We start from the raw sequence: 24868 nt of genomic DNA on the forward strand, positions 1-24868 counted from the left end.
ATTTGTAATCAGTTAAGTAATGCCTATGACGAGTTACTTGCAGCTGTAAAAAATATGGTGATGGCTATTCCCAGTACCAGGTGGAGAGGAAACTAGGTATGAATCTTGCAACCATTGTTTATAATGATAAGCAAAACTTTTGGAGTAAGTTTCCAGTGGGACACCCCCAGCCCTATTTCCATAATCTCTTTCCAGCATGCAGACAATAGAAGAACTGCTCGATACTAATAATCGCTATCGATTACTTCAGCCCCTTAGTAGTAAGGTATACCAAGCTGTTGACCTCTATCGCGGGGAAGTTGTGGCAGTCAAGTTATTGCATTGCCACCCCCAGGATAATCCTGACTTTACCTACGCAATGGCTCTCTATCACGCCATTAGCAATGAGTACATAGCGGTCATTAAGGACTACGGTACGACCAAAACAGGGCGCTATTTTTACACGATGGAGTATGTGGAGGGTCAGACACTAGCTAGGACGGCGGAGTCCATTACCCCCGATCGTGCTCTCAATTTGGTGAAGCAGATATGTAAAGGGCTGCTGCCAGCGCATCAGGGGGTAAATTTGCCCTACTGGAATTTGCAGCAGGGAGCGCTGTCCCACCAAAAACTCCATCCTGACCACATCATGGTTACTCCTGCCGATCGAGTGAAGATATTGAATTTTGGCTTTGTCAGTGAGGAACCGCCCCTCGGTGAGTTGACTGAGTCCCAAACCATGGTGACGGCTTCAGGGGGGGAATTTCACTATGTTGCCCCTGAGCAATTAGATAAACAGGAGCCTACCCCTCGATCGGATGTCTACGTGTTGGGGTTAATTCTCTACGAACTTCTCGCTGGTACCAATCCCTACAATCTGGAGGTGCAGGAGGGTTTACCTTGGGTAATGGCGCATACTACTACTCAACCCGTACCACTACGACGACAAGCGGGTTGTCATTACTTTCCCGTGGAACTAGAGCAGGCGTTGGTACGGTGTTTGGCTAAGTCTCCCCAGGAACGCTACTCTGATGCAGGGGAGCTACTGATAGATTTACAAGAGATTGCCAATTTGTCCCGGTCATGGAACAACCAGCCGACTCAACCCCATATTATCACCTCCCCTGGGGAGTTCCCTTCCCCACCTACGTCACAGGAAGACCAATCCACCGTATTCTCCCCTAGAGCGGATAAGCTCACCTCCTGTTTTGATGCCTGGGATGCTCCTACTGTCGTTGAATCCTCTTGCCCCCCCACGGGTAGAGGTCTGGGCAAGTCCTTCACGATCGGTGACCAATACACCAACTACAGTACATTTCTGGAGAATCCGACCAAGCAGAATAATTTCCGCCTTATCCTCATCTCTATAACCGTGGGGACTGTGGTGGGACTGAGTATTTTTGCTGGTATTATTCTTTGGCAACGGCATAACCAGCCTACCCCGCCTCCCCCAAATGTGGAACCCATCGATCGTTCCATCTAAACTTCCAACAGGGAGCTATCCTGGGAAAGAGCAGTTTGCAAGCGGCAAAAAGATTCCACATGGGTTTGATACTGTTTAATTTGCTGGGCAACCCAATCTTCCCGATCGCTACTGGCGTAGATATGGACAGCAGGTTCGTAGGCATCGGGCAAAATTAGCACCCAGTTATTGTGGTTATTGAGGATTTTGACACCGTCGATCAGCTCAATAAATTCAGGATTTTGGGATTCTACTAGGTGGCGCATCAAGGAACCTTTAACTGACCAAGGGCAGCGGACAGTCCGCAGCTGATGATGGAAGCGGGGCAAGGAAAGACGTACTTCCGATAGGGTGCGCTGTTGCACGGTCATCCATTCAATAATCTTAGCGATGGCAAACATAGCATCAAAGCCAAAGTGCAGTTGGGGAAAAATAAATCCCATCTCGCTGCAGCCGCAAATGACCGCATCGCTATTGGTGAGGGCACCACTCATCACCGCACTGGGATTGGCCTTGGTGCGGATTACTTTCCCTTGATGACGAGCAGCGATCGCTTCTGCCATAGCTGACACATTGACAGGAACAACCACTGTCCCCCCTGGGCGCTCTGTGAGAGCCATCTCCAGAATTACCCCCGTCAACTCCTCCCCCTCAATTGCTCTGCCCGTCTCGTCCACCAGAATAAATTTCTCTCCATTGGCAAACACTTGGGCACCAAAATTTGCCTGCAATGCCCGTACAACCTCCTGTAATTGCCCCAGCATGCGCACGCGGGTTTGGGGGTCAGCCCCTAGCTGGTTGAGGCTAGCATTGAGCACCACTACGTCGGAGCCAAACTTACCCAAAATCCTCGGCAACACTGCCCCCGACACCGCGTAGACATAGTCAATTACTACTTTTTTGCAACAACTCTGGCGGATCGCTTCGATATTCAACTGTTCGGCAAAGCCACTGTTGTAGTAGTCTAAAACACGGGCAGGGTAAGTGATTTCCCCGATCTCTTCAATGCGGGCACGGCGGAAATCCTCTTTGAAAAAAGTACTTTCAATCTTTTTCTCCTTCTCCTTGCTAATGTTGATGCCCGTGCGGTCAAGAAATTCTATCAAAATGTGGTCACCCCGATCGGGGTCAATGCGCACATGAATTCCCCCTGCTGTCTCTAGGCGTGGGGCAATGAAGCGAGCAATGGGAATAGCAGTGGCTTCCAGGTTATGGACGTTCACCCCTACCGACATCAAACCCGAAATGAGGGAGCGGGAGATCATGCGACAAATTGTCCGTTGGTCCCTAGAGACCATGACATGATTGCCAGGTTTGAGGGTAGCGCCATAGGCAGCCCCCAGTTTGACGGCAAATTCAGGGGTAATATCCACGTTGGCAATACCACTCACCCCCCGCTGCCCAAATAGGTTGCGCCGCGCAATCGCCCCCCAAATCAGATTGTGGTTCAGGGATGCCCCCGGTTCAATTTGTTTGCTGGGCCAGACCCGCACATTGGTTAAAATACAGGCTTCCTCACCGATCGTGCACTCTGCCCCAATTACTGCCCCTTCCATAATGTGACTGCGGCGACCAATGCGCACGTTGCGCCCGATCGTGCAAGACCAGAGATGGCTTTCCTCTCCCACGAACACCCCGTTGCCGATGATGGGACGTTGTAAATCTGCATGGGCTTCTACGGTGACATGGTTGCCAATGATGGTGCCCGCGGCAATACTGACATGGGGACCAATGTAGCAGTTATCGCCAATCATGGAGGGAGTTTCAATCCTGGCAGTGGGGTCGATGATAGTGTTATGCCCCACCCAGAGACCAGTACGGGGTTGGAGATAATCTAACTGCAGGTGGACACGCCCCCGAATGGCATCATACTGGGCTTGGCGGTAAGCCTCCAGGGAACCCACATCACACCAGTAAGCATCAGTCACATAACCGTACATTGGTATATTCTCTGCCAGCAGGCGGGGGAAGAGGTCTTGGGAGAAATCAGCGGGGGTGTTGGCGCTCAGGTACTGCAAGATACTGGGTTCCAGGATGTAAATTCCCGTGTTGACCGTGTCGGAAAATATTTCACTCTGGGCAGGCTTTTCCAGAAAACGTATGATTCTACCGTCACTGTCTGTAATCACTACCCCAAAAGCCATAGGGTCAGTCACCCGCCGCAACACCAGCGTCGCCAGCGATCGTTTTTCCCGGTGGAATTTAATTGCGTCTGTCAAGTCCACATCTGTTACACTGTCACCACTCACCACCACAAAGGTCTCTGTCAGAAGACTCTCCACATTTTTCACTGACCCCGCTGTCCCCAGGGGCTGGTCTTCCTCCACCATGTAGTGAAATGTTACGCCCCATTCACTGCCATCGCCAAAGTAATTGCGAATTACATCGGGCATAAAGTGGAGAGTCAAGATAATTTCCTTGATGTCATGTTGACGCAATAAATTGACTAGATGCCCCACGATCGGGCGGTTGAGAATAGGCACCATTGGTTTAGGTAGGTCACAAGTGAGGGGACGTAGGCGTGTACCGGATCCCCCTGCCATGACAATTGCGCGCATGGGTGAATGCAGTGAAGGTTCCTTAACCAAGATAGCCTAAGAATAGAAGAGACTCTAGGAATTGGCAAAACACTTAACATTTCTCCTCCACTGCTACCCTCAGTCCCCCGCTGCCAGCCAAATAAGCGCTAATTCTTGGTCTATGCCGCAAGGGCTACAAAACGATCGCACTGCACGACAGGAGAATCTTTGTGACCGTGCAGGACGCAATCCAGTTGGTTGCAGATGTAGCAATTAGCTCTTCTAAAAGTCTGACAGACCCTAACAGGATAGTTAGCAGCACCAGCTAGAGGACATTCACGGGTCAGGCACAGCGTACAGTTAGCAGTGAGGGGTGGATTGGTAATAGTGGCTGTCATATTTTTGCTCCTCTCATTCTGAACCCTACTGTAGTTTTCACTACATCTTTATTCTATTTCTGCCTTTGCCGCTGTCAAACCCAGATAATGACAGACATGGTTATAGTTTTTCGCAACTAGAAAGACTCCTCTCATCACAAAATTCTTTGTTTCTGCAGTTGCAGATGTTGTGTCAGCAATCTTTCTCTGTTCTTGTTGCCAAACTTTTGGTAGTAAAATTTACAAAATTTAACCAGTTACTAGCTGATACCCAAATATTTGTGGGTTTGCAGGCTCAAGCGCCAGTGGGGATGGGTGAGAATGTAGTCAATGACCAGTTTACGGCTATCTGGCTGGTACCACTCTGGTTGCAAAAAGAGATGGGTAGAGGGTTTTACTTTTTGCGCTTCTGTCTCTGCCCACTCTAAATCTTGTGCCGACTGAATAACCACTTTTAGTTCATCGGCTTGTTCATAGATAGTCGCCACGGGGGGGAGAAAGGGCTTGGGGGAAAGAGTGATCCAGTCAAATTCCCCTGTCAAAGGATGGGCACCGGAGGTTTCCAAATGCAGCCGCAGGGAATGGAGACGGAATAAGCTTGTCAAAGGAGTGAGATTGTGCCAAAGGGGTTCCCCCCCTGTGATAACCACGATTTGGGGTTGTGCCTGGAGCGCTTGTTGCAGTAGTGCCTCGATCGGCACCAAGGGATGACGACTAGCATTCCAGGAGTTTTTCGTGTCGCAAAAGGGACAGCGGACATCACAGCCCCCCAGACGGATAAAAAAGGCACTCACCCCTGCCCAATAGCCTTCCCCCTGCAGGGAGTGAAAAGTTTCGACCACGGGATAAGTGACGGCATGACTCATCGCCTACTTTTTCACTCGCTCCAGTTTTTTGGTCAGTTTCCGCAAGCGAATAGAAGTGGGAGTTACCTCTAATAGTTCATCAGGACCAATGTATTCCAGGGCGCGTTCTAGGGTCATCTCGATCGGGGCTTGGAGCTGCACCAGTTCTTCCGCTCCCGCTGAGCGCATATTGGTCAGTTGTTTGGTCTTGCACACATTCAGTTCCAAGTCTTGGGGACGGTTGTGTTCTCCCACAATCATACCTTTGTATACCTTGGTGCCCGGTTTGATGAAGAAGACACCGCGGTCTTCTGCGTTTTTCAGGGCATAGAAGGTGGCTTCCCCCTCTTCAAAGGAAATGAGTACTCCATTGCGCCTGGTTTCAATTTCCCCCACCGTCGGTCGGTAGTCTAAAAAGCTGTGGTTCATAATTCCTTCCCCGCGGGTAGCCCGCATAAATTCCCCGCGAAAACCAATCAGACCCCGCGCAGGAATGACATAATCAAGCTGGGTGCGACCGTTCCCCACCTGCATATTCTGCATCTCCCCGCGCCGCTGGTTCAAACGATCGATGACACCTCCCTGGGTATCCTCTGGTACGTCCAAAACCAAGTATTCGTAGGGTTCACAGAGTTGACCGTTGATCTCGCGATAGATTACCTGGGGTTGGGAAACTTGGAATTCATAGCCTTCGCGGCGCATGGTTTCAATTAAAATGCCCAAATGCAGTTCCCCCCGCCCTGATACTAAAAAGCGATCGGGGCTGTCGGTTTCCTCTACCCGCAGAGCTACGTTGGTCTCTAATTCCCGCATAAGGCGTTCCCGCAGTTGTCGCGAGGTGACATATTTCCCTTCTTTCCCTGCAAAGGGTGAATCATTGACACAGAAAGTCATCTGCAGAGTAGGTTCATCTACTTTAATCAGGGGTAGGGATTTGGGTTCATTGGGGTCAGTAATGGTCTCGCCAATGTTGGCATCACTGAAGCCCGCCACTGCCACGATATTGCCTGCGCTAGCAGCTTCTACCTCAATGCGCCGCAAGCCCTCAAAGGCAAATAACTTGGTCACCTTGGCTTTGACCATCTCGCCGTTTTCCCGCACCAAAGCTACCTGTTGGTTCAGGTGGATGGTGCCGTTGTGGATTTTACCAATGACAATCCGTCCTAAATACTCGGAATAATCTAGGGTCGTCACTTGCAATTGGAGGGGGGCTTTGGGGTCACCGACAGGGGGAGGTACATGGCGCAAAATTGCCTCAAACAGAGGTTGCATGTCTGTTGCTTCTTCTGCGAGGGTGTTTTTGGCATAGCCCTGTAACCCTGACCCAAATAGATAGGGAAAATCACATTGGTCGTCGTCTGCCCCCAGTTCAATGAATAAATCCAAGACCTTGTCAATTGCTTTCAGAGGCTCCGCCTGCGGTCGATCGATTTTGTTGACAAACACGATCGGTCTTAATCCCTTCTCCAATGCCTTGCGCAGCACAAACCTAGTTTGGGGCATTGGTCCCTCATTGGCATCGACAATCAGCAAACAGCCGTCCACCATGCCTAGTACCCGTTCCACTTCCCCGCCAAAATCGGCGTGTCCAGGGGTATCGACAATGTTGATAAGGGTATCTTTATAACGCACCGCTGTGTTCTTTGCCAGGATAGTAATGCCCCGCTCCCGTTCCAGAGTGTTGGAGTCGAGGACACAGGCTTCTACTTCTTCATTTTCGCGAAATACCCCCGATTGCTTGAGGAGGGCATCGACAAGGGTGGTTTTGCCGTGATCGACGTGGGCAATGATGGCAACGTTGCGAATGGGGAGAGACATAACTTGCTGGTTATCATTTCTTCATAATTTATTTTGGCATTCCCCCTGCCCCCTGTAGCAAATATTTTTCCTAGCTGGGGGTATACCGTTAGTTATAGCTATGATACTCTTACTGTTCGGCAGTTTGTTTATCGCAAATACCATTGTCAACCAGAGAATATTATGAACTTGTTTGGCGGAATTAGTCGCTCCCTTAATCACTTAGCCAAGCAATACCAACTGACTTAAAAACGATCTAATTTGTGTTAAGATTTGCACAAAAATTAGCAAAGATAAAAAATTGTGTTAATCTACTGTAATAACTTCTTGTCCTAACAGAGCCTTTATGGGAATTTTTCGTAAAGGGAGCAATGAACCAACCCTACGACATTTACTGACGGTGAGTGACGAGCGGGGAGTGCAGACTTTTTTGTTGGATGCTAGTATGTATTCTATCGGTAGAGACCCTAGTAATGCCATTGTTGTACATGGGGATTCTGTTTCCCGCCAACACGCGATTTTATTGCGCACTCCTACCCCCGATAAACAGTATAGCTATATCATTCAAGACGGTAACTTAGAGGGTAAACCCAGTGCTAACGGTATTTTAGTTAATGGTGTGCCTGTAAAAAAACATGTACTACGAGACGGGGATGAAGTTAGTCTGGGGGGTAGGGTTTTTCTTATTTATCGCACACCTATGCTTGGCGATCAAGAAGTAGAAGACAAAGTTAAGTATCCTGAATATCGCAAGCTCAAAGGAAATGTCCTCAGTACAGAGCAAACAATTGAAGCTGTGTTGGAGGAAGCTGAACCGACAAAGGTCAACCGACCCCACACTTCCTCTGCTTTGCAAAAAGAAATACAGGTCTTTCGCGATTGCTATGATGCTGTGATCGAAGAACTGCGAGATCTACATCTGAGCAAGGCAGAATACACTACAATTGCTGTTGCCATTTACCAAAAACTCAAATCCTAGGGCTAACTTCTGCTAAAAGGTCTTTTACCTGGGGGTAATAGCACGGTAAGCTAAAAGTAGCAGGATTGATAGCTTGGTAGATAAAATGACGCTGAGCTAAGCAAAATCGATCCCATTCTGCCATTCTAATCTGAAAGAGATTAATTAGTACATCGATCAGCCAGGGGGTTAAACTAAATTGCCAGTAGATTTTTTCCTGGAATAGGTCACAGGCTTCGGCAATTGCTTGATTGACAGTGATGGGGGGATTGCCTAACACCAAACGCTGGGGTAATTGGCTGGGGGGATGGCTAACTAGATAGCTAATAACTGTGGCAATATCCTGGGCATGAATGAAGTGGAAGGTCCCATCTACTCGTAACCATTTGATCAGCTTAATATACCTGGTTACCTCTCGTAACCCCCCCGACAGATGGGAGTAGGGTTTATCCTTTGCCCCCCCAAATACCAATGTGGGAAAGACAACAATTAACCGATCGTTTAACCACATTTTCTCAATCTTCTGTAGGGCTTGATATTTCGATTTGATGTAGTCGGTTCCGATCGTTGCTGCCTGGGGTAGGGGATGATTTTGGCTATCTAAAATGCTAGCGGTGGAAAAGTATATGGCTAACCGTAGGCGATCGGGATTTAATAGTTCCAATAGGCGGAGAGTACCCGTCACGTTAGTGGCAAATACTTCCTCTCTTCCCCCCCAAGCAGCAGCAGCACTGATGACTATATCAATTGTCTGTAGTAGCTCTCTCTGGCAATCAATATCTTGCAGTCTGCCTGGAATAACAGTGATACGGGGGTGGGGTGGAAATAGTAACTTTTGGGGATTGCGGACTAACAAAAATAATTCATAATCTGTAGACTGCAACAGGGATTCCACCAAATAATGTCCCACACAACCACTAGCCCCTGTGAGAAATAATCGCATTACCTAGCCCTCCAACCGATCGTGGCATCTGCTAACTTCACCCATTGTTCTAAACTCAAATTCTCTGCCCGTGCTGTGTCAGGAATCCCCAACTCAGTAAATATATCGATGAGGTGGACACGATCGATTAAACTTTGCAAATTATTGCGCAGCATCTTCCGTTTTTGGGCAAAGCCAACCCGTAAAATTGTCTCCAACCAGGGGGGGGATTGGGGTAAGAAGGGGAGCGGGCGGGGGGTTAATTTAATCACAGCAGAATGTACTTTGGGAGGCGGGTTAAAACAATGGGGCGGTACATCTTTTACCCACTGGCAATCGGCTAAATATTGACAGCGCACTGTCAGAGCACCGTAGCTACTTGTCCCTGGTAGACTGGTCAATCGCTGGGCAATTTCTCTTTGCACTAATAACACAATGGTTTGGAACTGTAACACTGGCTGGCTAATTGTGCCCAACAGTAGTTCTAGGATTTCCCCCGTGATGTTGTAGGGGATATTAGCTACTACTTTGTTAATGTCCTGGGGAATCGCTAGTTGCAAAATATCACCCTCTATAAGGTGGAAATGGGGCGCACTAAATCGTCTTCTCAGGTGTTGGCATAAATCCCGATCGAGTTCCACCGCGGTCAACTGACCCACCAAGGGTAATATTTTGGCGGTGAGGTTGCCTGTGCCTGGTCCAATTTCCAAAACCCGATCGGTATTTGCCAGAGCCGCGGCTACCACGATCGCTGCCAGTACACCTTCATCCCTGAGCCAATGCTGCCCAAACCGTTTACGGGGATAGATGGGCAATTTTAGTCATTCCACTCGCCTCTGGGGGGCACAAAGGGGTTAACAGGCATAGGACGGGACCCCTCAGCTTCTTTGATAGCACGGCGTTGTAGCCACTGGCGGACAGCTGTATCAATGACTTGGCTGGGGTCAGAGGTTATTTCTGCTAATTCTGCCAAGAGGTCAGGGTCGATGGGTACAGAGGGCTTCGCTTCAGGTTGGTCGGTCATGGCTTGCTTACTAGTTTCCTCAGAATGCAAGGTATCCTATATATTTTACGCTCAGGGCGTGGGGAAGCAATCCCAACCCAGCTAAGGTAAAGTAAGATTAAGCATTGACCACGGTTTAGTGACGGAACAGCTTACCCTCAGCAGAAGGTTTCAGGACTTGCGGCGCGACCTGATTGGGGGGGTAGTGGCTTTTATTGCCCTAGGGGTAGTGGGGGTGTTAGGTTATCGCTTCCTGGAGGGATGGGGCTGGCTCGATGCTATTTACATGACAGTGATCACCCTCTCGACCGTGGGCTTCGGGGAAATTCATCCCCTTCAACCAGACGGTAGAATTTTTACCATTGGTCTCATTCTGTCAGGCATTGTCACGGTGGGGTACATGGTCAATCGTGTTTCTGAGGCGGTCATTCAGGGTTATTTCAAAGAAATTGTCAAGATGCGACAACAACGGCAGGTCATAGGCAAGCTCGATCGCCATTACATTCTCTGTGGCTATGGCAGGACAGGGAAGCAGGTGGCCCTGGAATTTGCGGCAGAGGGTATTCCCTTTATTGTGGTAGACCAAAATCCCGATGCCCTCAGGGTGGCAGAGGAGAATGGCTATCTCACTTTGCTGGCGGATGCAACGTTGGATGAAACCCTAATTAAAGTGGGGATCGATCGGGCGGTGTGTATTGTCGCCAGTCTGCCTTCCGATGCGGAAAATCTCTACACCGTGTTGTCCGCTAAGTCCCTCAATCCCAAGATTCGGGCAGTGGCACGGGCCAGTACAGAAGAAGCCATGCAAAAGTTACGGCGGGGTGGGGCAGATGAAGTGATTTCCCCCTACATCACAGGCGGCAAACGGATGGCGGCGGCGGCTTTGCGTCCCCAGGTCATGGATTTCGTCGATGGTATTATTTCGGGCACCAACCGATCCTTCTACATCGAGGAATATGTTTTAGATGCGCGGCTGTGTTCCTTTGTGGGGCAGAGTCTGATTCAGACGCGATTTCGCTCCCGTACAGGAGCTTTGGTATTGGCAATTCGCCGCGTGGATGGGGAGTTGATTGCTGGACCGAGTGGGGAGACAATTTTGCAGGATGGCGATCGGTTGATTTGCATGGGCACGGCGGACCAGTTGCGCCAACTCAATCAATTACTCAGCAATCCAAATACAGAGGAGTTACGCCCACCCCGTCAGGCAGGGGAAGAGGAGGAATAATGTTACAAGCAGGTTTTGACTTTGGCACCTCTGGTGCCCGTGTAGTGGTGATTGATAGTGAAGATAGAGAACTGTTCACCGCCAAGACCAGCTACAACCTAGCAGATGCAACTACTTGGCAGCCTGCCCTGTATCAACTCATCAAACAAATTCCCCTGGCACTGCGGCAAGAGTTAGGAACAATCACGATCGCTGGCACTTCAGGGACTTTCGTTGTCTGTGACTCCCATGGTAACGTCCAGCTCCCCGTACAACTCTACAACGACCCCAGCGGCAGATCAGCTTTACCCCTGCTGCAGTCAATTTGTCCTGAGTCCCCTGTTGTTCTGAGCAGCACTTCCACCCTTGCCCGCTTAGTCCATCTCCGCCCCCTTTGGCAACCAGACTGGCAGTTAGTGCACCATTGCGATCGCCTTGCTTACTTTCTCCATCGGCACCAGGGAGTGACGGATTGGCACAATGCCCTCAAGCTGGGTTTTGACCCCATCACCCTTACTTACCCCCACTCCATCCTGGCACTGGGCTTTAATCTGCCCCAGGTAGTAGCCCCAGGCACGATCGTTGCCCCTATCGCCCCCCCAGTGGCTAAAGAGTTAGACATCAACCCGGACTGCCACATTACCAGTGGCACAACCGACAGTAATGCAGCGTTTCTAGCGGCAGTAGGAGAGAACTTCCAACTGGGCACGGCAGTCACTTCCCTGGGGTCAACTTTGACGGTGAAAATTCTCAGCCGTCAGCCGATTTTTAGCCGCGACTATGGAGTTTATAGCCATCGCTGGAATTACCAGGGACAAACCTACTGGCTAGTAGGAGGAGCATCTAACACGGGGGGAGCAGTCCTAGCCCACTTTTTCAGCCCCGACCAGATCGCCACCCTCAGCAGCAAAATTGACCCCGATCAACCCACTAGCTTTAATTACTATCCCCTCTTGCAACCAGGGGAACGCTTTCCCATCCCTGACCCTGACCTAGCACCCTGCCTCACGCCGAGACCCGATCGGGCGGAATTATTTCTCCAGGGCATACTCGAGGGCATTGCCCGAATTGAATGTTTAGGGTATGCAAGGCTGCGGGAACTGGGGGCAGAAGCAATCCAAGTGCTCTACACTGTGGGTGGGGGAGCCAAGAATGCTACCTGGACTGCTATACGGCAGAATTACTTAGTTGTCACCTTTTTAGCCCCCCGTCACCCTGAAGCTGCCTACGGTGCTGCCCTGCTCCCTAAAATTCATGGATGCCCGCCTTCCCCTGTTCGTACTGGTCTAACTGAATCTTGACGGGCTTGACACGCCAGATTTCCTCGCAGTATTCCCGAATTGTCCGATCGGAGGAGAACTTGCCCACCCGCGCGGAGTTGAGAATAGACATCCTTGTCCACTGGTCTTGGTTGCGGTATTGTTCTGCCACACGGTCTTGACAGTCAATGTAGGACTGATAATCAGCAAAGAGCATATAGGTATCATGGTACATGAGGGAGTCCACCAGGGGTCTGAACAAATCGGGATGCCCAGGGGAAAAGTCACCTTCCGCAATCCGATCGATGACCGTCTTCAACATCTCGTTTTCGTTGTAGTAGGTTTGGGGGTCATAGCCCTCCGCCTTCATGCGATAGACCTGCTCCGCCGTCAAACCAAACAGGAAGAAGTTCTCAGGACCCACCTCTTCCCGAATTTCAATGTTGGCACCGTCAAGGGTACCGATCGTTAACGCCCCATTCATGGCAAACTTCATGTTACCTGTGCCCGAAGCTTCCTTCCCTGCCGTCGAGATTTGTTCCGAGAGTTCCGCCGCAGGATAAATGACCTGCCCTTGGGAGACCGTGAAGTTGGGGAGGAAGACCACCTTCAAACGTCCATGGACATCGGGGTCACGGTTGACGACGTTAGCCACGGAATTGATCAGCTTGATGATCAACTTTGCCATAAAGTAACCAGGGGCAGCCTTACCACCAAACACAAAAGTCCGCGGCACAATATCGATGGCAGGATTTTGCTTAATGCGGTGATAGAGGGTGATGACATGGAGAATAGCGAGGTGTTGCCGCTTGTATTCGTGAATCCGCTTGACTTGAATGTCAAACAAGGAGTTGATATTCACCTCGATCCCTGTGTGATGCAAAATGTACTGTGCCAATCGCCGTTTGTTGTTCTCTTTGATCTGCCGCCAGCGTTGACAGAACTCCCCATCGTTGAGGAATTGTTCTAGCTGCCGCAGTTCTTCCGTGTGGGTGAGCCAGTTTCTGCCAATCTTTTCTGTGATCAGAGCCGACAGTTCAGGATTGCTCAGCAACAGCCAGCGCCGTGGTGTCACACCATTGGTCTTGTTGGTAAATTTTTCCGGCCACAGGTGATAAAAGTCCTTGAGGACATCCTTCTTCAACAACTCCGTGTGCAATGCCGCTACACCATTGACCTTGTGACTGCCCACTGTCGCCAGATGGGCCATGCGGACTTGCTTTTCCATCCCTTCTTCAATTAAAGACAAGCGTGCCACCAACTCTTCGTCCTTGGGATACCAACTTCTGATGTCTTCCAGGAAGCGATGGTTGATTTCGTAGATGATCTCCAAATGACGGGGCAGCACTCGACTGAACAAACTCACTGACCATTTTTCCAGAGCTTCTGGCATCAGGGTATGGTTGGTATAAGCAATCGTTTGTTGGGTAATCGACCAGGCTTTATCCCAGTCCATGTAATGTTCATCCACTAGCAGGCGCATCAACTCTGCCACTGCCACGGCGGGGTGAGTATCGTTCAACTGAATTGCTGCCTTTTCATGGAGATTGTCCAGAGTGGGATTCAACTTGAGATGGCGACGGATCAAGTCCTGCAGAGAGCAAGAGACAAAGAAGAATTGTTGTTCTAAACGCAGTTGCCGTCCTTGGGGGGTGTTGTCGTTGGGATAGAGAACTTTGGAGATAGTTTCCGATCGCATTTTGCTAGCCACTGCCCCGTCGTAGTCCCCCGCATTGAAGGCTTGGAAGTTAAAATCCTCCCCTGCTTCCGCTTTCCACAGGCGCAAAGTGTTGACCGTGTTGGTGCCATAGCCAGGAATAGGCGTATCATAGGGGACACCAATTACTGTCTGCTCAGGAATCCAGCGCACATGGGGTCTGCCCTTGTCATCGTGGTAGATTTCTGTATGCCCCCCGTATTTCACTTCCACCGTTTCATCAATGCGCTCAATCTCCCAGGGATTGCCACCCCGTAGCCATTTGTCGGGGATTTCCACCTGCCAACCGTCTTGGATGCTCTGATGAAAGATGCCGAACTCATAGCGAATGCCGTAGCCCATGGCAGGAATTTCTAGGGTCGCCAGGGAATCCAGGAAACAGGCTGCTAGCCGCCCCAACCCCCCATTGCCCAAGCCAGGATCGGGTTCGACTTCTAAAATTTCCTCTAGGTTCAAGCCTGACTCTGCTAATGCCTGCTTCACATTGTTGTAAATGTCTAGGTTGATCAGGCTATTGCCCAGGTGCCTGCCCATTAAAAACTCCGCTGACAGGTAGTACACCTGTTTGACGTTTTGTTCGCTGTAGGTCTTAAGGGTTTTTAGCCACCGTTGCAGCAACCTATCCCGCATTGTGTAGGACAACGCCATGTAGTAGTCCTTGGGGGTAGCAATGGACTCGTATTTACCTTGGATGAAAAATAAGTTGTCCGCAAAAGCCCGCTTGAGGGTCTCCACACTTAAACCGGTGCGGTCATCTTCAATCTGTACAGGACAGACAGTGCCATCAGCCAAGACTAGGGTGCGTTCGATTGCTTGGGTCATGATTGTTCCTCCTTAATTTAAGTGATAACCGTGGGAGCAGTGCGCCCCGTAAAGTAGGAAATTTGCCCGATCGTTTCTGCCAGGGCAATCAAGTCCTTGAGAGCTGTTTGGGCATCCTGCTGGTGTTTGTGGGGGTCCGGTTCGTACTGTTCTAGGTAAACCCTGAGGGTTGCCCCCTTGGTGCCCGTCCCCGACAGACGATAGACCAGACGGGAGCCGTCCGTAAAGCCAATTCTAATGCCCTGCTTCGTACTGACACTGCCATCAATGGGGTCGGTATAGGTAAAGTCATCGGCATAAGCCACTGTGTAGCGGGCATTGAACTGTTTACCCTGCAGCTGTCCCAAATTTGCCCGCAGGTGTGCCATGAGGTCGTTAGCCCGATCGGTGGGAATCTCTTCGTAGTCGTGGCGGGAGTAGAAATTACGCCCATAGGTTGCCCAGTGATTGGTGACAATCTCTGCTACCGATTTTTGCGTGACTGCCAGGATATTCAACCAAAACAGGATTGCCCACAAGCCGTCCTTCTCCCGCACATGGTGGGAACCTGTGCCAAAACTTTCCTCCCCGCAGAGGGTGACCCGATCGGCATCTAGGAGATTGCCAAAAAACTTCCACCCCGTCGGCGTTTCATAGCAGGGCACACCCAGTTTTTGCGCTACCCGATCGGCGGCTTGGCTTGTAGGCATTGACCTAGCGATACCCTTGATCCCCTGTCGATACCCAGGCACAACTTGGGCATAGTGGGCAAGGATTGCCAGACTGTCGCTGGGAGTGACAAAGAACTTGCGTCCTAAAATCATATTGCGATCGCCATCCCCATCGGAAGCCGCACCAAAGTCCGGGGCATCCTCCCCATAGAGCATATCCACTAACTCCTTGGCATAGACTAAATTGGGGTCGGGGTGACCACCGCCAAAATCCTCTAGGGGCTTGCTGTTAATTACTGTCCCGATCGGTGCCCCCAGGCGATATTCCAAGATATTGTAGGCATAGGGACCAGTGACGGCATGCATGGCATCCATTTTCATGTGGAAACGCCCGTTAGTCAGGAGTTCATGGATACGCTCAAAATCAAACAGCGATTCCATCAACTGCGCATAGTCACTGACGGGGTCAATCACCTCCACCACCATGTCCCCCAGCTTAGTTGTGCCCAGACGATCGATGTCTACATCCCCCGCCTCCAGGATGCGGTAGCTGGTAATGGTTTTACTTGCCTCGTAAATCGCCTCTGTAATCTTTTCGGGAGCGGGACCGCCGTTGCTGACATTGTATTTGATGCCAAAGTCGCCGTGGATACCCCCTGGGTTGTGGCTGGCAGAGAGGACAATTCCCCCAAAGGCTTGGTATTTGCGAATAAGACAGGAAACTGCGGGTGTAGACAAAATTCCCCCTTGTCCTACCATCACTTTGCCCAAGCCGTTTGCCGCTGCCATTTTGAGGATGATTTGAATTGCTGGGCGGTTGTAATAGCGTCCATCCCCCCCCACCACAAGGGTTTTCCCCTGGTAGTCCGTCAGGGTGTTAAAAATGGACTGGACAAAGTTCTCCAGGTAGTGGGGTTGCTGAAATACAGATACTGCCTTGCGTAGCCCTGAAGTACCAGGTTTTTGGTCGGAATAGGGAGTGGTGGGTACAGTGCGAATTGCCATGATGCCTCTATCTGACTTTCCCAATTCTAAGACAGGGTTCAGCCGATCGTTAAACTGTAACTATTTCTGAAGGTTTAACAAGACATTAGGAGCTGGGACTACGCAGGGCATCCAGTCGCTCGCGGTATTCATCCACGGAAATTTTACCCGATCGCAGGTCTTGGGTCAGTTGCTCGATTTGCGGTTGCAGTTCCTTTTGGCGGGCAGTAATTGCCTCTGCCTGTTGCTGGTAGCGGGCTTCCCCTTCCTGTTTGGCTTTTTTGAGGGCTTCTAGGAGCTCAAACTTGTCTATTTTGCCCCCTTCCGCGTAATACTTATTTGCTGCCTTCCCGATCGCCCAGGTTGTGGCGTAGGCAGCCGCTGCCCCTGTTACTGACCCTAGGATCGGCACTAGTTTCGCCACGTTGCTAAAGGCAATCCTGGCTCCTGTCAACGCCCAACTGCCAAACAGGGCTTTTTTCAAGTCTTCATTCTGGGCAGTGTAACCCCATTTCTCCCCGATTGTCTGGACTAAACTCAACTGATTCCAGTAAATGAGCAAATCTAAAATAATGGCTACCCCAGGGATTGGGAAAGCACCAAACACCGCCGCAAAGAAACAGGCATCCGTAATCAACTGCTCTACTTCTAGTTGCCGTTGGTTAGTGTCGGTGATACGGCGCATTTGGGTAGTCAAATCCGATCGGTTTGCCCGAGTTTCCAGATTTTCCAGCCATGCCTCATAGCCAAAGGGTTGAAAGCCAGCAAATTCTTCGGCAATGCGATCGAGGATTTTTTGTTCTGCACTACAGCAGTTGCCGTCGATGTGAGCCATGAGGTAAGCTGCTTGGTATGCCGATTCCCTGGCAGTTTCGCTGGTAATTTTCTTGAGAATCTCTTCTAGGGGGGGTGTTTCCGATAATAGTTGATCAACTGTAATCCCCTCTAGCAGCGCGAGACTTTCTAGGGACTGGATCAAGCCCTCCCGTTCTTCTTCCAAGAGCTTGCCATCTGCTTTTGCCATGTGCGCTAACAACTGGATACTAGCAATAATCTCTTCCTGGTTGATCGTTGCCATAGGTTTCCTCCCCTTCCTTGCTAGCAATACTAACGACAGTTGCTCCCCCTACCCCCCAAAAATTTAGGAAAAATTTAGGTATCCGCTGTAAAAGCACTCGTTAGATATTTGGTCAAATGATACTTTTCTCCTTTCCTCGCTACTAAAGCCACATCAAAGCGCAGGTTTTTCTCTGTTTCTGGATTCTGTGCTAAGTATGCTTGGGCACTGAGAAGCAGTTTTTGCTGTTTAGCCCCAGCAATAGCCAGGAGTCCCCCATTGTCCCAGTTCCTAGCCGATCGGGTTTTGACCTCTACAAAAATTAACCATTCTGGGTTTGTCGCAATCAGATCAATTTCCCCGTACGGACATTGCCACTTTTGCGCCAGAATTTGATAGCCCAAGGTAACTAGGTAATCCCTAACCAAATTTTCACCCCTGTCCCCTACTCTCTTCGACTCGGACACTGCCGCCCTCCCTTACCCAGGCAAAAAATAACTGATCCACTGATAGCTATCAGCACGATCGGGTTCAACGATCTCTATCATGGATGTAGTTGTTTGGACTGTCTTCTATGATCGTTGCTGCTGACTTACTGCCTGACCACAATCAACTACCTGAATCAGACGGCGCGATCGTGGAAAACTTTGCTGAACATCCCCAGAGTATCTTGCTCACCAGCGCCATTTACCCCATCCTGCAGCAACTCCATCCCGATGGATACTTCACCATAGGTCAGGACAGCGGCATCTACTGGCAAATAACCGCAGACCCCCTCACGGGCTGTGTAGCACCCGACTGGTTTTATGTCCCCAATGTGCCGCCCATGCTCGAGGGCAAATACCGCCGCTCCTATGTCCTGTGGCAGGAGAAAGTCCCACCTTTGATTGTGATTGAGTTTGTGTCAGGGGATGGCAGAGAAGAGAGAGACCAGACTCCCCCAAGCCCTGGTTGCAAGCCAGGCAAGTTTTGGGTGTATGAGCAGGGGATAAGGGTTCCGTATTATGTCATTTATGAAGTCAGCCCAGGGAGAGTGGAGGTTTATCATTTGGTCAACGATCGGTATCAGCGGCTGGGTGCCAACGAGCGGGGGGAGATATTCATTCCTGAGATGGGAGTGGGATTGGGGATATGGCGGGGGTGTTACTGTGGCATGGAGTTGCCCTGGCTGCGCTGGTATGACAGGGAGGGGAACCTAATCCCCACAGCAGAGGAGCGGGCTATATGGGAACAGCAGAGAGCTGACCTGGAGCGTCAAAGAGCAGAGTCTGAACGTCGCCGTGCTGACCTAGAGCGCCAAAGGGCGGAATTTGAGTATCAACGCGCAGAACAGGAACGACAGCAGAAGGAGAAGCTAATAGCCAAACTCCGATCGTTGGGCATCGACCCTGAGGCACTTTGACAAGAGCTGGGAAAAGGACATTACTGCTAAGTTGATAGGGGCTTTCTTTGACAGTAAAACTTGAGCCTGGGACTGTGGGACAAAAATCCTTCCAAGTTAGAGTCTGTGTGAAAGGATGTAACAATCGATCGCGCTGACAGAAATAAGTTGACTTTCCCCATCTAATACTGTAACCTGGCAAAAATGAAACAATTATGAAAAGTAGCCATGGGGAGATACCTGCTGGTGGTGGTGATAGGGTTGCTCCTGCTGGGGTGTCATAGGGGTCATACCACCGCGGACAGGAAGGTAATCCTGGCAACCTTTACGGTTCTGGCGGACATGGCGCAGACGGTGGCAGGCGAAAAAGCGATCGTTACCTCTCTTACCAAGCCAGGGACAGAAATACACTCCTACGAACCTACACCTAGTGATCTGATACAGGGTCAAGGAGTCTCTTTAATCTTGACCAATGGGTTGGGTTTAGAAGCGTGGGCGCAGAAATTTTTGCCTAGCTTGCCTAGAGTGCCTGTTGTAATTGCCAGCGAGGGAATAGCGGTTATTAATCTACAGATGGGCAAACCCGATCCCCATGGCTGGCTATCACCCCAAAATGGCTTAATTTATGTGGAAAATATTCGCCGTGCTCTTGTCCAACTTGACCCCCAGAATGCTGATACCTATAACCACAATGCAGCTAACTATAAACAGGCAATTCAACAGTTGGATGATCAGTTGCGCCAGGCAGTTGCTCAGATTCCCCCCGATCGGCGATTTATTGTCACCTGTGAGGGGGCATTTTCCTACTTAGCGCGGGACTACGGTTTACGGGCAGTTTATCTATGGGCACTCAATACAGAACAACAGGGGACACCCCGCCAAATAGAGAGGGTAATTACTACGGTCAAGGCCAACAAAATTCCCGTTGTTTTCTGTGAAAGTACGGTCAGCAAGGAGGCACAACTGGAGGTTGCCAAGGCAACGGGGGCAAAGTTTGGTGGCGTTTTCTATGTCGATTCTCTGTCAAACACTGAGGGGGAAGCACCCACCTATCTCAAGTTATTGGCACACAATATCCGAACTCTCATTAGCGGTTTACAACAATAGGAGCAATTTTTATGGAATCAATCAGCATTGCTGTGGAAAATGTGACGGTCACCTATCACGATCGTGTTGCTCTCTACCATGCTTCTTTGCAAATCCGATCGGGGATAATTTGTGGTTTAGTGGGGATGAATGGGGCAGGCAAGTCCACTTTGTTTAAGGCAATTATGGGTTTTGTTCAGCCAGTGCAGGGGCGTGTGTTAGTACAGGGTTTACCCGTGCGGCAGGCACAAAAGCGGCATTTAATTGCCTATGTCCCCCAGGCAGAAGAGGTAGATTGGCAGTTTCCCGTGACAGTGTTTGATGTGGTGATGATGGGACGTTATGGCTACATGCCTTGGCTGCGCATTCCTAGCAGGATTGACTATGAGCTAGTTAAAAGTGCCCTGTTACAAGTAGAGATGTGGGAATTGCGGGAACGTCCGATTGGGGAATTATCAGGGGGGCAAAGAAAGCGAGTGTTTTTAGGGCGGGCACTGGCACAACAGGCGCAGATATTTCTGTTAGATGAACCATTTGCAGGGGTAGATATTACCACAGAGAGATTGATTATCGATCGGTTATTGCAGCTACGGGCACAAGGGCACACAATTTTAATTTCCACCCATGACCTCACTTCCATTAAAACTTTCTGTGACCAAGTAGTATTAATTAACCGCAGTATTTTAGCTTACGGGGATACAGAGACTGTGTTTACGCCAGAGAATTTATGCCGCACTTTTGGCAACCATTTCTGTCAGCGGTCGCAAGGAGAGTAATAATGTGGGAAATGCTAGTTGCCCCTTGGCAATACGAATTTATGGTGCGGGCAATTTTGCTGAGTAGCCTAGTGGGATTAGTGTGTGGCGCTCTCTCTTGCTATATGATTCTCAAGGGCTGGGCATTGATGGGGGATGCGGTTTCCCATGCGGTTTTGCCTGGAGTGGTGTTAGCCTATGTGTTGCATTTGCCATTAGCTTTGGGAGCCTTTATATTTGGGGTGGGGTCGGTGTTAACGATCGGGTTTATTCAGTCCCAGACTCGCATCAAAGAGGATACAGTCATTGGCATTGTGTTTACAGGCTTTTTTGCTTTGGGGTTGGTATTAGTGTCACGGGTAAGCAGCACGATCGATTTAACTCACATTCTCTTTGGCAATGTTTTGGGTATTAGCAATACGGACATTTGGCAAACAGTAATTATTGGCATTGTGACCCTAGTTATTCTATTGTTGTTACGGCGCGATCTTTTATTATTTTGCTTTGACCCCACCCATGCCCGCTCGATCGGTATTAATATTGATGCACTCCACTATGTACTCTTATCTTTGTTGTCATTGACAGCAGTAGCCGGTTTACAGACAGTAGGCATTATTTTGGTGGTAGCAATGCTAATTACCCCTGGGGCGACAGCCTATTTGTTGACCGATCGGTTTGACACCATGCTGGGATTAGCGATGGTTATAGGGGTGGGGGGAGCGATTTTGGGGAATTACGTTAGTTTTTACTTAGATGTGGCAACGGGGGGCTGCATTGTAGTAGTACAAACCCTTGTGTTTATTGTGGCAATGTTTTTTGCCCCCAAGCACGGCATCCTGGGCAGAAAATTTTGGGATAGAATTTAGGTATAAGAGTTTAGTGGGCATCCATGAAAATTGCAGCGCGGAGAACGCAAGTTGGTATTGTCTTTACCCTGTTGGGGTTAATTGGGGGTGCCGCCTACTATCTCTTGTTCCAAGCCAATCCGCCGTCGGGGAGCCACAATGCCAATCCATCCCAAGGGCAGTCAGTAGTCAGTCTTGTACCCAAAGAACACCAGGTTAGTGTCTATTGGATTGAAGCGACAGAGAAGAAATTTAGGGCTGTACCCCAGACAGTCAAGGCAATTGACAACGAACAGGCGCTAGAACAGGCAATTCAACAACTGTTTACTGCTCCTCCCAGTGGTCTGTATTCGGGTATCCCCCCTGCCACGAAGCTACTGAACTTCTCTGCTAACGATCGCGATGTCTTCATCAACGTGTCCAAAGAATTTAAGGAAGGGGGGGGCAGTGCCAGCATGCTTGCCCGTGTAACCCAGGTAGTCTATACCGCTAGTAGTCTCAATCCCACTGCCAATGTGTTTATTTTGGTAGAAGGAGAACCGATCGGGACAGTCGGGGGGGAAGGTTTAGAAATCAAGCAACCCATGACTCGTCAGGATTTGCCGTTGGAGTTTTAGGCATTGTTGGCTGAGTGGAGTTGGCAGCGTCTGATTGCCCAGATGGTGGTGGTGCGTGCCTGTGGTCATCTCTACGACCGGCAACGCCAGTATCCCCAGTGGGAGTTAACTAAAGATCAACTAAAGCGCCTCATTTCTGACTACGGCATTGGGGGTGTAATTTTGTTAGGGGGCACTGCCCCAGAGGTATATTTACGTATCCAAGAACTGCAGTCCTGGGCAGAATATCCCCTGTTGATTGCGGCTGATGTGGAAGAGGGAGTGGGGCAGAGATTTGCGGGGGCGACTCGGTTTCCCCCACCGATGGCACTAGCAGGACTAGAACCCCGTCGTTGTTTTGAGTTTGGCAGAGTGACAGCAGAGGAAGCTGCCAGCTTGGGCATCAATTGGTTACTTGCCCCTGTGGCTGATGTCAACAGCAACCCCCTCAATCCTGTTATCAATGTCAGAGCCTTTGGTAGTGAACCCTATCCCGTGAGCGAGCGGGTGCGGGAGTTTATCTATGGCGCTAAACAACAGCCCGTTTTAACTACCGCCAAACATTTCCCTGGGCATGGTGATACCAAGGTTGATTCCCATCTCACTACACCAGTATTGGGCAAGAACTTAGAGCAACTGCGACAACTGGAATTTATCCCTTTCCAAGGGGCGATCGACGTAGGGGTAGATGCTATTATGACTGCCCATTTACTACTACCAGAAATTGACAACCAAGTTGCCACCATGTCCGAACTATTGTTGACGAAAATTCTACGGCAGGAGTGGGGATTTAGTGGCTTGATAGTTACCGATGCCTTAGTGATGGCAGGCATAAGGGAGCGCTACAGTTTACAGGAGATGGTGTTGGGTGCCATCAAAGCAGGTAATGATATTTTGCTAATGCCCCCTGACCCCATTGCCACGATCGAAATAATTTATCAAGCCGTCAAGCGGGGAGAAATTGATCGCGACCGGATTTATCAATCCGTTAACCGCATTTGCCAAGCTAAGGCTAAGTTAAGGCCGCCGCAGAAGATACCTGATTTTGATCAGCTGCACTATGGCTACGTTGCCGATCGGGTTGCCCAGGACAGCATCCAGTGGATTCACGGCGGGAAGATAAACTTGCCCCAGCGATGGCTGAATTTGGTTGTTACCGATTGTCTCCCCAAAGCATCAGAATTACTCACACCCCAATCTCCTGCTTACGCTTTACCTATCAGTTGGGGAGCAACTACAATTTATGCCGAATTCGACCAACTAACCTACTACAGCTTACCCAGGGAGCGCAGTATCTTTGTACAGATTTACACTAGAGGTAACCCCTTTCAAGGCAATATTGCCAATTTACAAAGTCTCATAGAATTGTTGCGAGATAAGCAAATATTGGGAGGTATTCTCTACGGCAATCCCTATCTTATTCCCATAGTACAAGCCAATTTTCCCCAGCCCTGGCTATTTAGCTACGGTCATTACCAGGAATGCCAAAAACTCTGCCTTAATCTCCTCCTCCCCCCTGACAGCAGTAAAAGTGAGCGGGAATTTGTCTAATTCTTACTCTCCTTCTCTTTGTGGTGTTTTTCCTCTTCCTTGTCGTGGGGGTCAACAATTCGCTGGAACATGTAGCCCGTCCCCCGCGCCGTGAGAATCAATTCCGGATTACTGGGGTCTTCTTCCAACTTTGCCCGCAATCGCGAGATATGTACATCCACTACCCTCGTATCCACATGACGCTCAGGAGTATAGCCCCACACTTCTTGCAAAATCTCCGCCCGTGAGGAAGGCTCCCCCGATCGACTTACCAACAATTCTAATAAACTAAACTCCATGCCCGTCAGGCGCACCCGCTCCTCCCCTTTGTAAACCTGGCGCTTGTTGGTGTCAATGCGGATGTTCCCCACCTGAATTACCCCCGAACTGGGAATCCCTGAACTGCCATTGCGTTCAAAGCGACGTAAAACCGAGCGAATCCGTGCCTCTAACTCCTTGGGCGAAAAGGGTTTGACAATGTAATCATCCGCCCCCAACTCCAAACCTGTAATTTTGTCTGCCACATCACTGAGGGCTGTCAGCATGATGATTGGTACATCCGACTCTTTGCGTAGTTCTTGACAGACCCCGTAGCCATCTAGCTTGGGCATCATGACATCCAAAACTACTAGGTCAGGGTCCTCCGCATGAAACACCTCTAGCGCCCGCTCCCCGTCTTCTGCCGTCACTACTTGATAGCCAATCATGGAAAGACGAGTTTCTAAGATACGACGGATACTTGCCTCGTCATCAACGACTAGGATTTTCTCTTTGTAGCTGTCTGTCTTACTCGTCAAGGGCACCACAGGCTGTTTCCCGAACCACTACTGATTATTTCATTATGTAAATAGAACAAGCAAGGGTGACCAAATTCTCAACATTTTTTAATCTTCCGGGGGGACTAGCCCCCCATTACACCTACAGATTCAACCCCAGCTCTTGCCGTTCTTTTTCCAACAGACTGATTAATTCCAGGTTGTTTTGAGCACGGGCAGCCTCCATCCGACGGCGCAGGGAATCGGCTAAGTTAGCTTGGTGAGTGACTTTGACACTGTTTCTCCGTTCTGCAGACAGCATAGCTCTATCTCCTTAAGTATCGACATATACAATTTTGCCAGAT

General features: G+C 49.8%; 23 protein-coding genes. 10 read left to right on the forward strand and 13 right to left on the reverse strand.

The features are described from left to right. Window positions 1-196 precede the first annotated feature (196 nt). Entirely contained in the window at window positions 197-1462 is a 1266-nt protein-coding gene (locus NZM01_08345; protein ID MCS6960045.1) for a serine/threonine protein kinase, read from the forward strand. Here NZM01_08345 and NZM01_08350 read toward each other — a convergent pair. From NZM01_08350 to typA, 4 genes are all read right to left on the reverse strand, one after another. After that, window positions 1459-3999, reverse strand: coding sequence for a mannose-1-phosphate guanyltransferase (locus NZM01_08350; protein MCS6960046.1), 2541 nt, complete (start codon window positions 3997-3999; stop codon window positions 1459-1461). The two genes, NZM01_08345 and NZM01_08350, sit on opposite strands and share 4 nt — an antisense overlap. A gap of 140 nt (window positions 4000-4139) precedes the next feature. Next, entirely contained in the window at window positions 4140-4358 is a 219-nt protein-coding gene (locus NZM01_08355; protein MCS6960047.1) for a hypothetical protein, read from the reverse strand. 239 nt (window positions 4359-4597) lie between these two features. After that, window positions 4598-5203, reverse strand: coding sequence for a 7-carboxy-7-deazaguanine synthase QueE (locus NZM01_08360; protein MCS6960048.1), 606 nt, complete (start codon window positions 5201-5203; stop codon window positions 4598-4600). 3 nt (window positions 5204-5206) lie between these two features. Then, entirely contained in the window at window positions 5207-7000 is a 1794-nt protein-coding gene (typA, locus tag NZM01_08365; protein ID MCS6960049.1) for a translational GTPase TypA, read from the reverse strand. A 325-nt stretch (window positions 7001-7325) separates the two neighbouring features. Here typA and NZM01_08370 point away from each other — a divergent pair, with 325 nt between their 5' ends. Continuing rightward, window positions 7326-7958: an FHA domain-containing protein gene (locus tag NZM01_08370; GenBank protein MCS6960050.1), complete on the forward strand. Its 633-nt coding sequence runs from the start codon at window positions 7326-7328 to the stop codon at window positions 7956-7958. On the opposite strand, the gene NZM01_08375 is transcribed toward NZM01_08370, so the two are convergent. From NZM01_08375 to NZM01_08385, 3 genes are read right to left on the reverse strand one after another with little or no spacing between them, the layout of a single operon-like run. Continuing rightward, window positions 7948-8880: an NAD(P)-dependent oxidoreductase gene (locus NZM01_08375; protein ID MCS6960051.1), complete on the reverse strand. Its 933-nt coding sequence runs from the start codon at window positions 8878-8880 to the stop codon at window positions 7948-7950. The genes NZM01_08370 and NZM01_08375 overlap by 11 nt on opposite strands. Next, window positions 8880-9674 (reverse strand): 16S rRNA (adenine(1518)-N(6)/adenine(1519)-N(6))-dimethyltransferase RsmA, encoded by a 795-nt coding sequence (rsmA, locus tag NZM01_08380; GenBank protein MCS6960052.1) that lies wholly within the window; start codon window positions 9672-9674, stop codon window positions 8880-8882. The genes NZM01_08375 and rsmA overlap by 1 nt, the downstream gene beginning before the upstream one ends. A 2-nt stretch (window positions 9675-9676) precedes the next feature. Next, window positions 9677-9883 carry a hypothetical protein gene (locus NZM01_08385; protein MCS6960053.1) on the reverse strand — a complete coding sequence of 69 codons (207 nt, stop codon included), beginning with the start codon at window positions 9881-9883 and terminating at the stop codon, window positions 9677-9679. Between the two features lie 118 nt (window positions 9884-10001). Between NZM01_08385 and NZM01_08390 the strand changes: the two genes are divergently transcribed. Continuing rightward, window positions 10002-11087 (forward strand): potassium channel protein, encoded by a 1086-nt coding sequence (locus NZM01_08390; GenBank protein ID MCS6960054.1) that lies wholly within the window; start codon window positions 10002-10004, stop codon window positions 11085-11087. Then, window positions 11087-12367, forward strand: a complete 1281-nt coding sequence (locus NZM01_08395; GenBank protein MCS6960055.1) for an FGGY-family carbohydrate kinase — start codon at window positions 11087-11089, stop codon at window positions 12365-12367. Before NZM01_08390 ends, NZM01_08395 begins: the two co-directional genes overlap by 1 nt. On the opposite strand, the gene NZM01_08400 is transcribed toward NZM01_08395, so the two are convergent. The 4 genes from NZM01_08400 to NZM01_08415 form a co-directional block, all read right to left on the reverse strand. Then, window positions 12312-14864: a glycogen/starch/alpha-glucan phosphorylase gene (locus tag NZM01_08400; GenBank protein MCS6960056.1), complete on the reverse strand. Its 2553-nt coding sequence runs from the start codon at window positions 14862-14864 to the stop codon at window positions 12312-12314. The genes NZM01_08395 and NZM01_08400 overlap by 56 nt on opposite strands. 17 nt (window positions 14865-14881) lie before the next feature. Further along, a complete protein-coding gene (locus NZM01_08405; protein MCS6960057.1) occupies window positions 14882-16519 on the reverse strand; it encodes an alpha-D-glucose phosphate-specific phosphoglucomutase in 1638 nt (545 codons plus the stop codon). Window positions 16520-16604: 85 nt separating this feature from the next. Beyond that, complete coding sequence (locus NZM01_08410) at window positions 16605-17576, reverse strand: TerB family tellurite resistance protein (protein MCS6960058.1); 972 nt, start codon at window positions 17574-17576, stop codon at window positions 16605-16607. 74 nt (window positions 17577-17650) lie between these two features. Beyond that, window positions 17651-18022, reverse strand: coding sequence for a YraN family protein (locus NZM01_08415; protein ID MCS6960059.1), 372 nt, complete (start codon window positions 18020-18022; stop codon window positions 17651-17653). A gap of 107 nt (window positions 18023-18129) precedes the next feature. On the opposite strand from NZM01_08415, the gene NZM01_08420 reads away from it, so the two are divergent. The 6 genes from NZM01_08420 to NZM01_08445 all read left to right on the forward strand — a co-directional run bounded on the left by NZM01_08420 (window position 18130) and on the right by NZM01_08445 (window position 23769). Beyond that, window positions 18130-18957, forward strand: a complete 828-nt coding sequence (locus NZM01_08420; protein ID MCS6960060.1) for a Uma2 family endonuclease — start codon at window positions 18130-18132, stop codon at window positions 18955-18957. 207 nt (window positions 18958-19164) lie between these two features. After that, window positions 19165-20043 carry a metal ABC transporter substrate-binding protein gene (locus tag NZM01_08425; GenBank protein ID MCS6960061.1) on the forward strand — a complete coding sequence of 293 codons (879 nt, stop codon included), beginning with the start codon at window positions 19165-19167 and terminating at the stop codon, window positions 20041-20043. Between the two features lie 11 nt (window positions 20044-20054). Beyond that, a complete protein-coding gene (locus tag NZM01_08430; protein ID MCS6960062.1) occupies window positions 20055-20798 on the forward strand; it encodes a metal ABC transporter ATP-binding protein in 744 nt (247 codons plus the stop codon). Between the two features lie 2 nt (window positions 20799-20800). Continuing rightward, window positions 20801-21643 carry a metal ABC transporter permease gene (locus tag NZM01_08435; protein MCS6960063.1) on the forward strand — a complete coding sequence of 281 codons (843 nt, stop codon included), beginning with the start codon at window positions 20801-20803 and terminating at the stop codon, window positions 21641-21643. Window positions 21644-21666: 23 nt separating this feature from the next. Next, a complete protein-coding gene (locus NZM01_08440) occupies window positions 21667-22239 on the forward strand; it encodes a GerMN domain-containing protein (protein ID MCS6960064.1) in 573 nt (190 codons plus the stop codon). Between the two features lie 6 nt (window positions 22240-22245). Then, window positions 22246-23769 (forward strand): beta-N-acetylhexosaminidase, encoded by a 1524-nt coding sequence (locus NZM01_08445; protein MCS6960065.1) that lies wholly within the window; start codon window positions 22246-22248, stop codon window positions 23767-23769. Here NZM01_08445 and NZM01_08450 read toward each other — a convergent pair. Together NZM01_08450 and NZM01_08455 are read right to left on the reverse strand one after the other, a co-directional pair. Further along, on the reverse strand, window positions 23766-24545 hold the full coding sequence (locus NZM01_08450) for a response regulator transcription factor (protein ID MCS6960066.1): 780 nt from the start codon (window positions 24543-24545) through the stop codon (window positions 23766-23768). The two genes, NZM01_08445 and NZM01_08450, sit on opposite strands and share 4 nt — an antisense overlap. A 121-nt stretch (window positions 24546-24666) precedes the next feature. Continuing rightward, on the reverse strand, window positions 24667-24825 hold the full coding sequence (locus NZM01_08455) for a hypothetical protein (GenBank protein MCS6960067.1): 159 nt from the start codon (window positions 24823-24825) through the stop codon (window positions 24667-24669). Window positions 24826-24868 lie beyond the last annotated feature (43 nt).

Origin of the sequence: Pseudanabaenaceae cyanobacterium SKYG29, from assembly GCA_025055675.1 — a bacterium.
GTDB lineage: Bacteria > Cyanobacteriota > Cyanobacteriia > Pseudanabaenales > Pseudanabaenaceae > M5B4.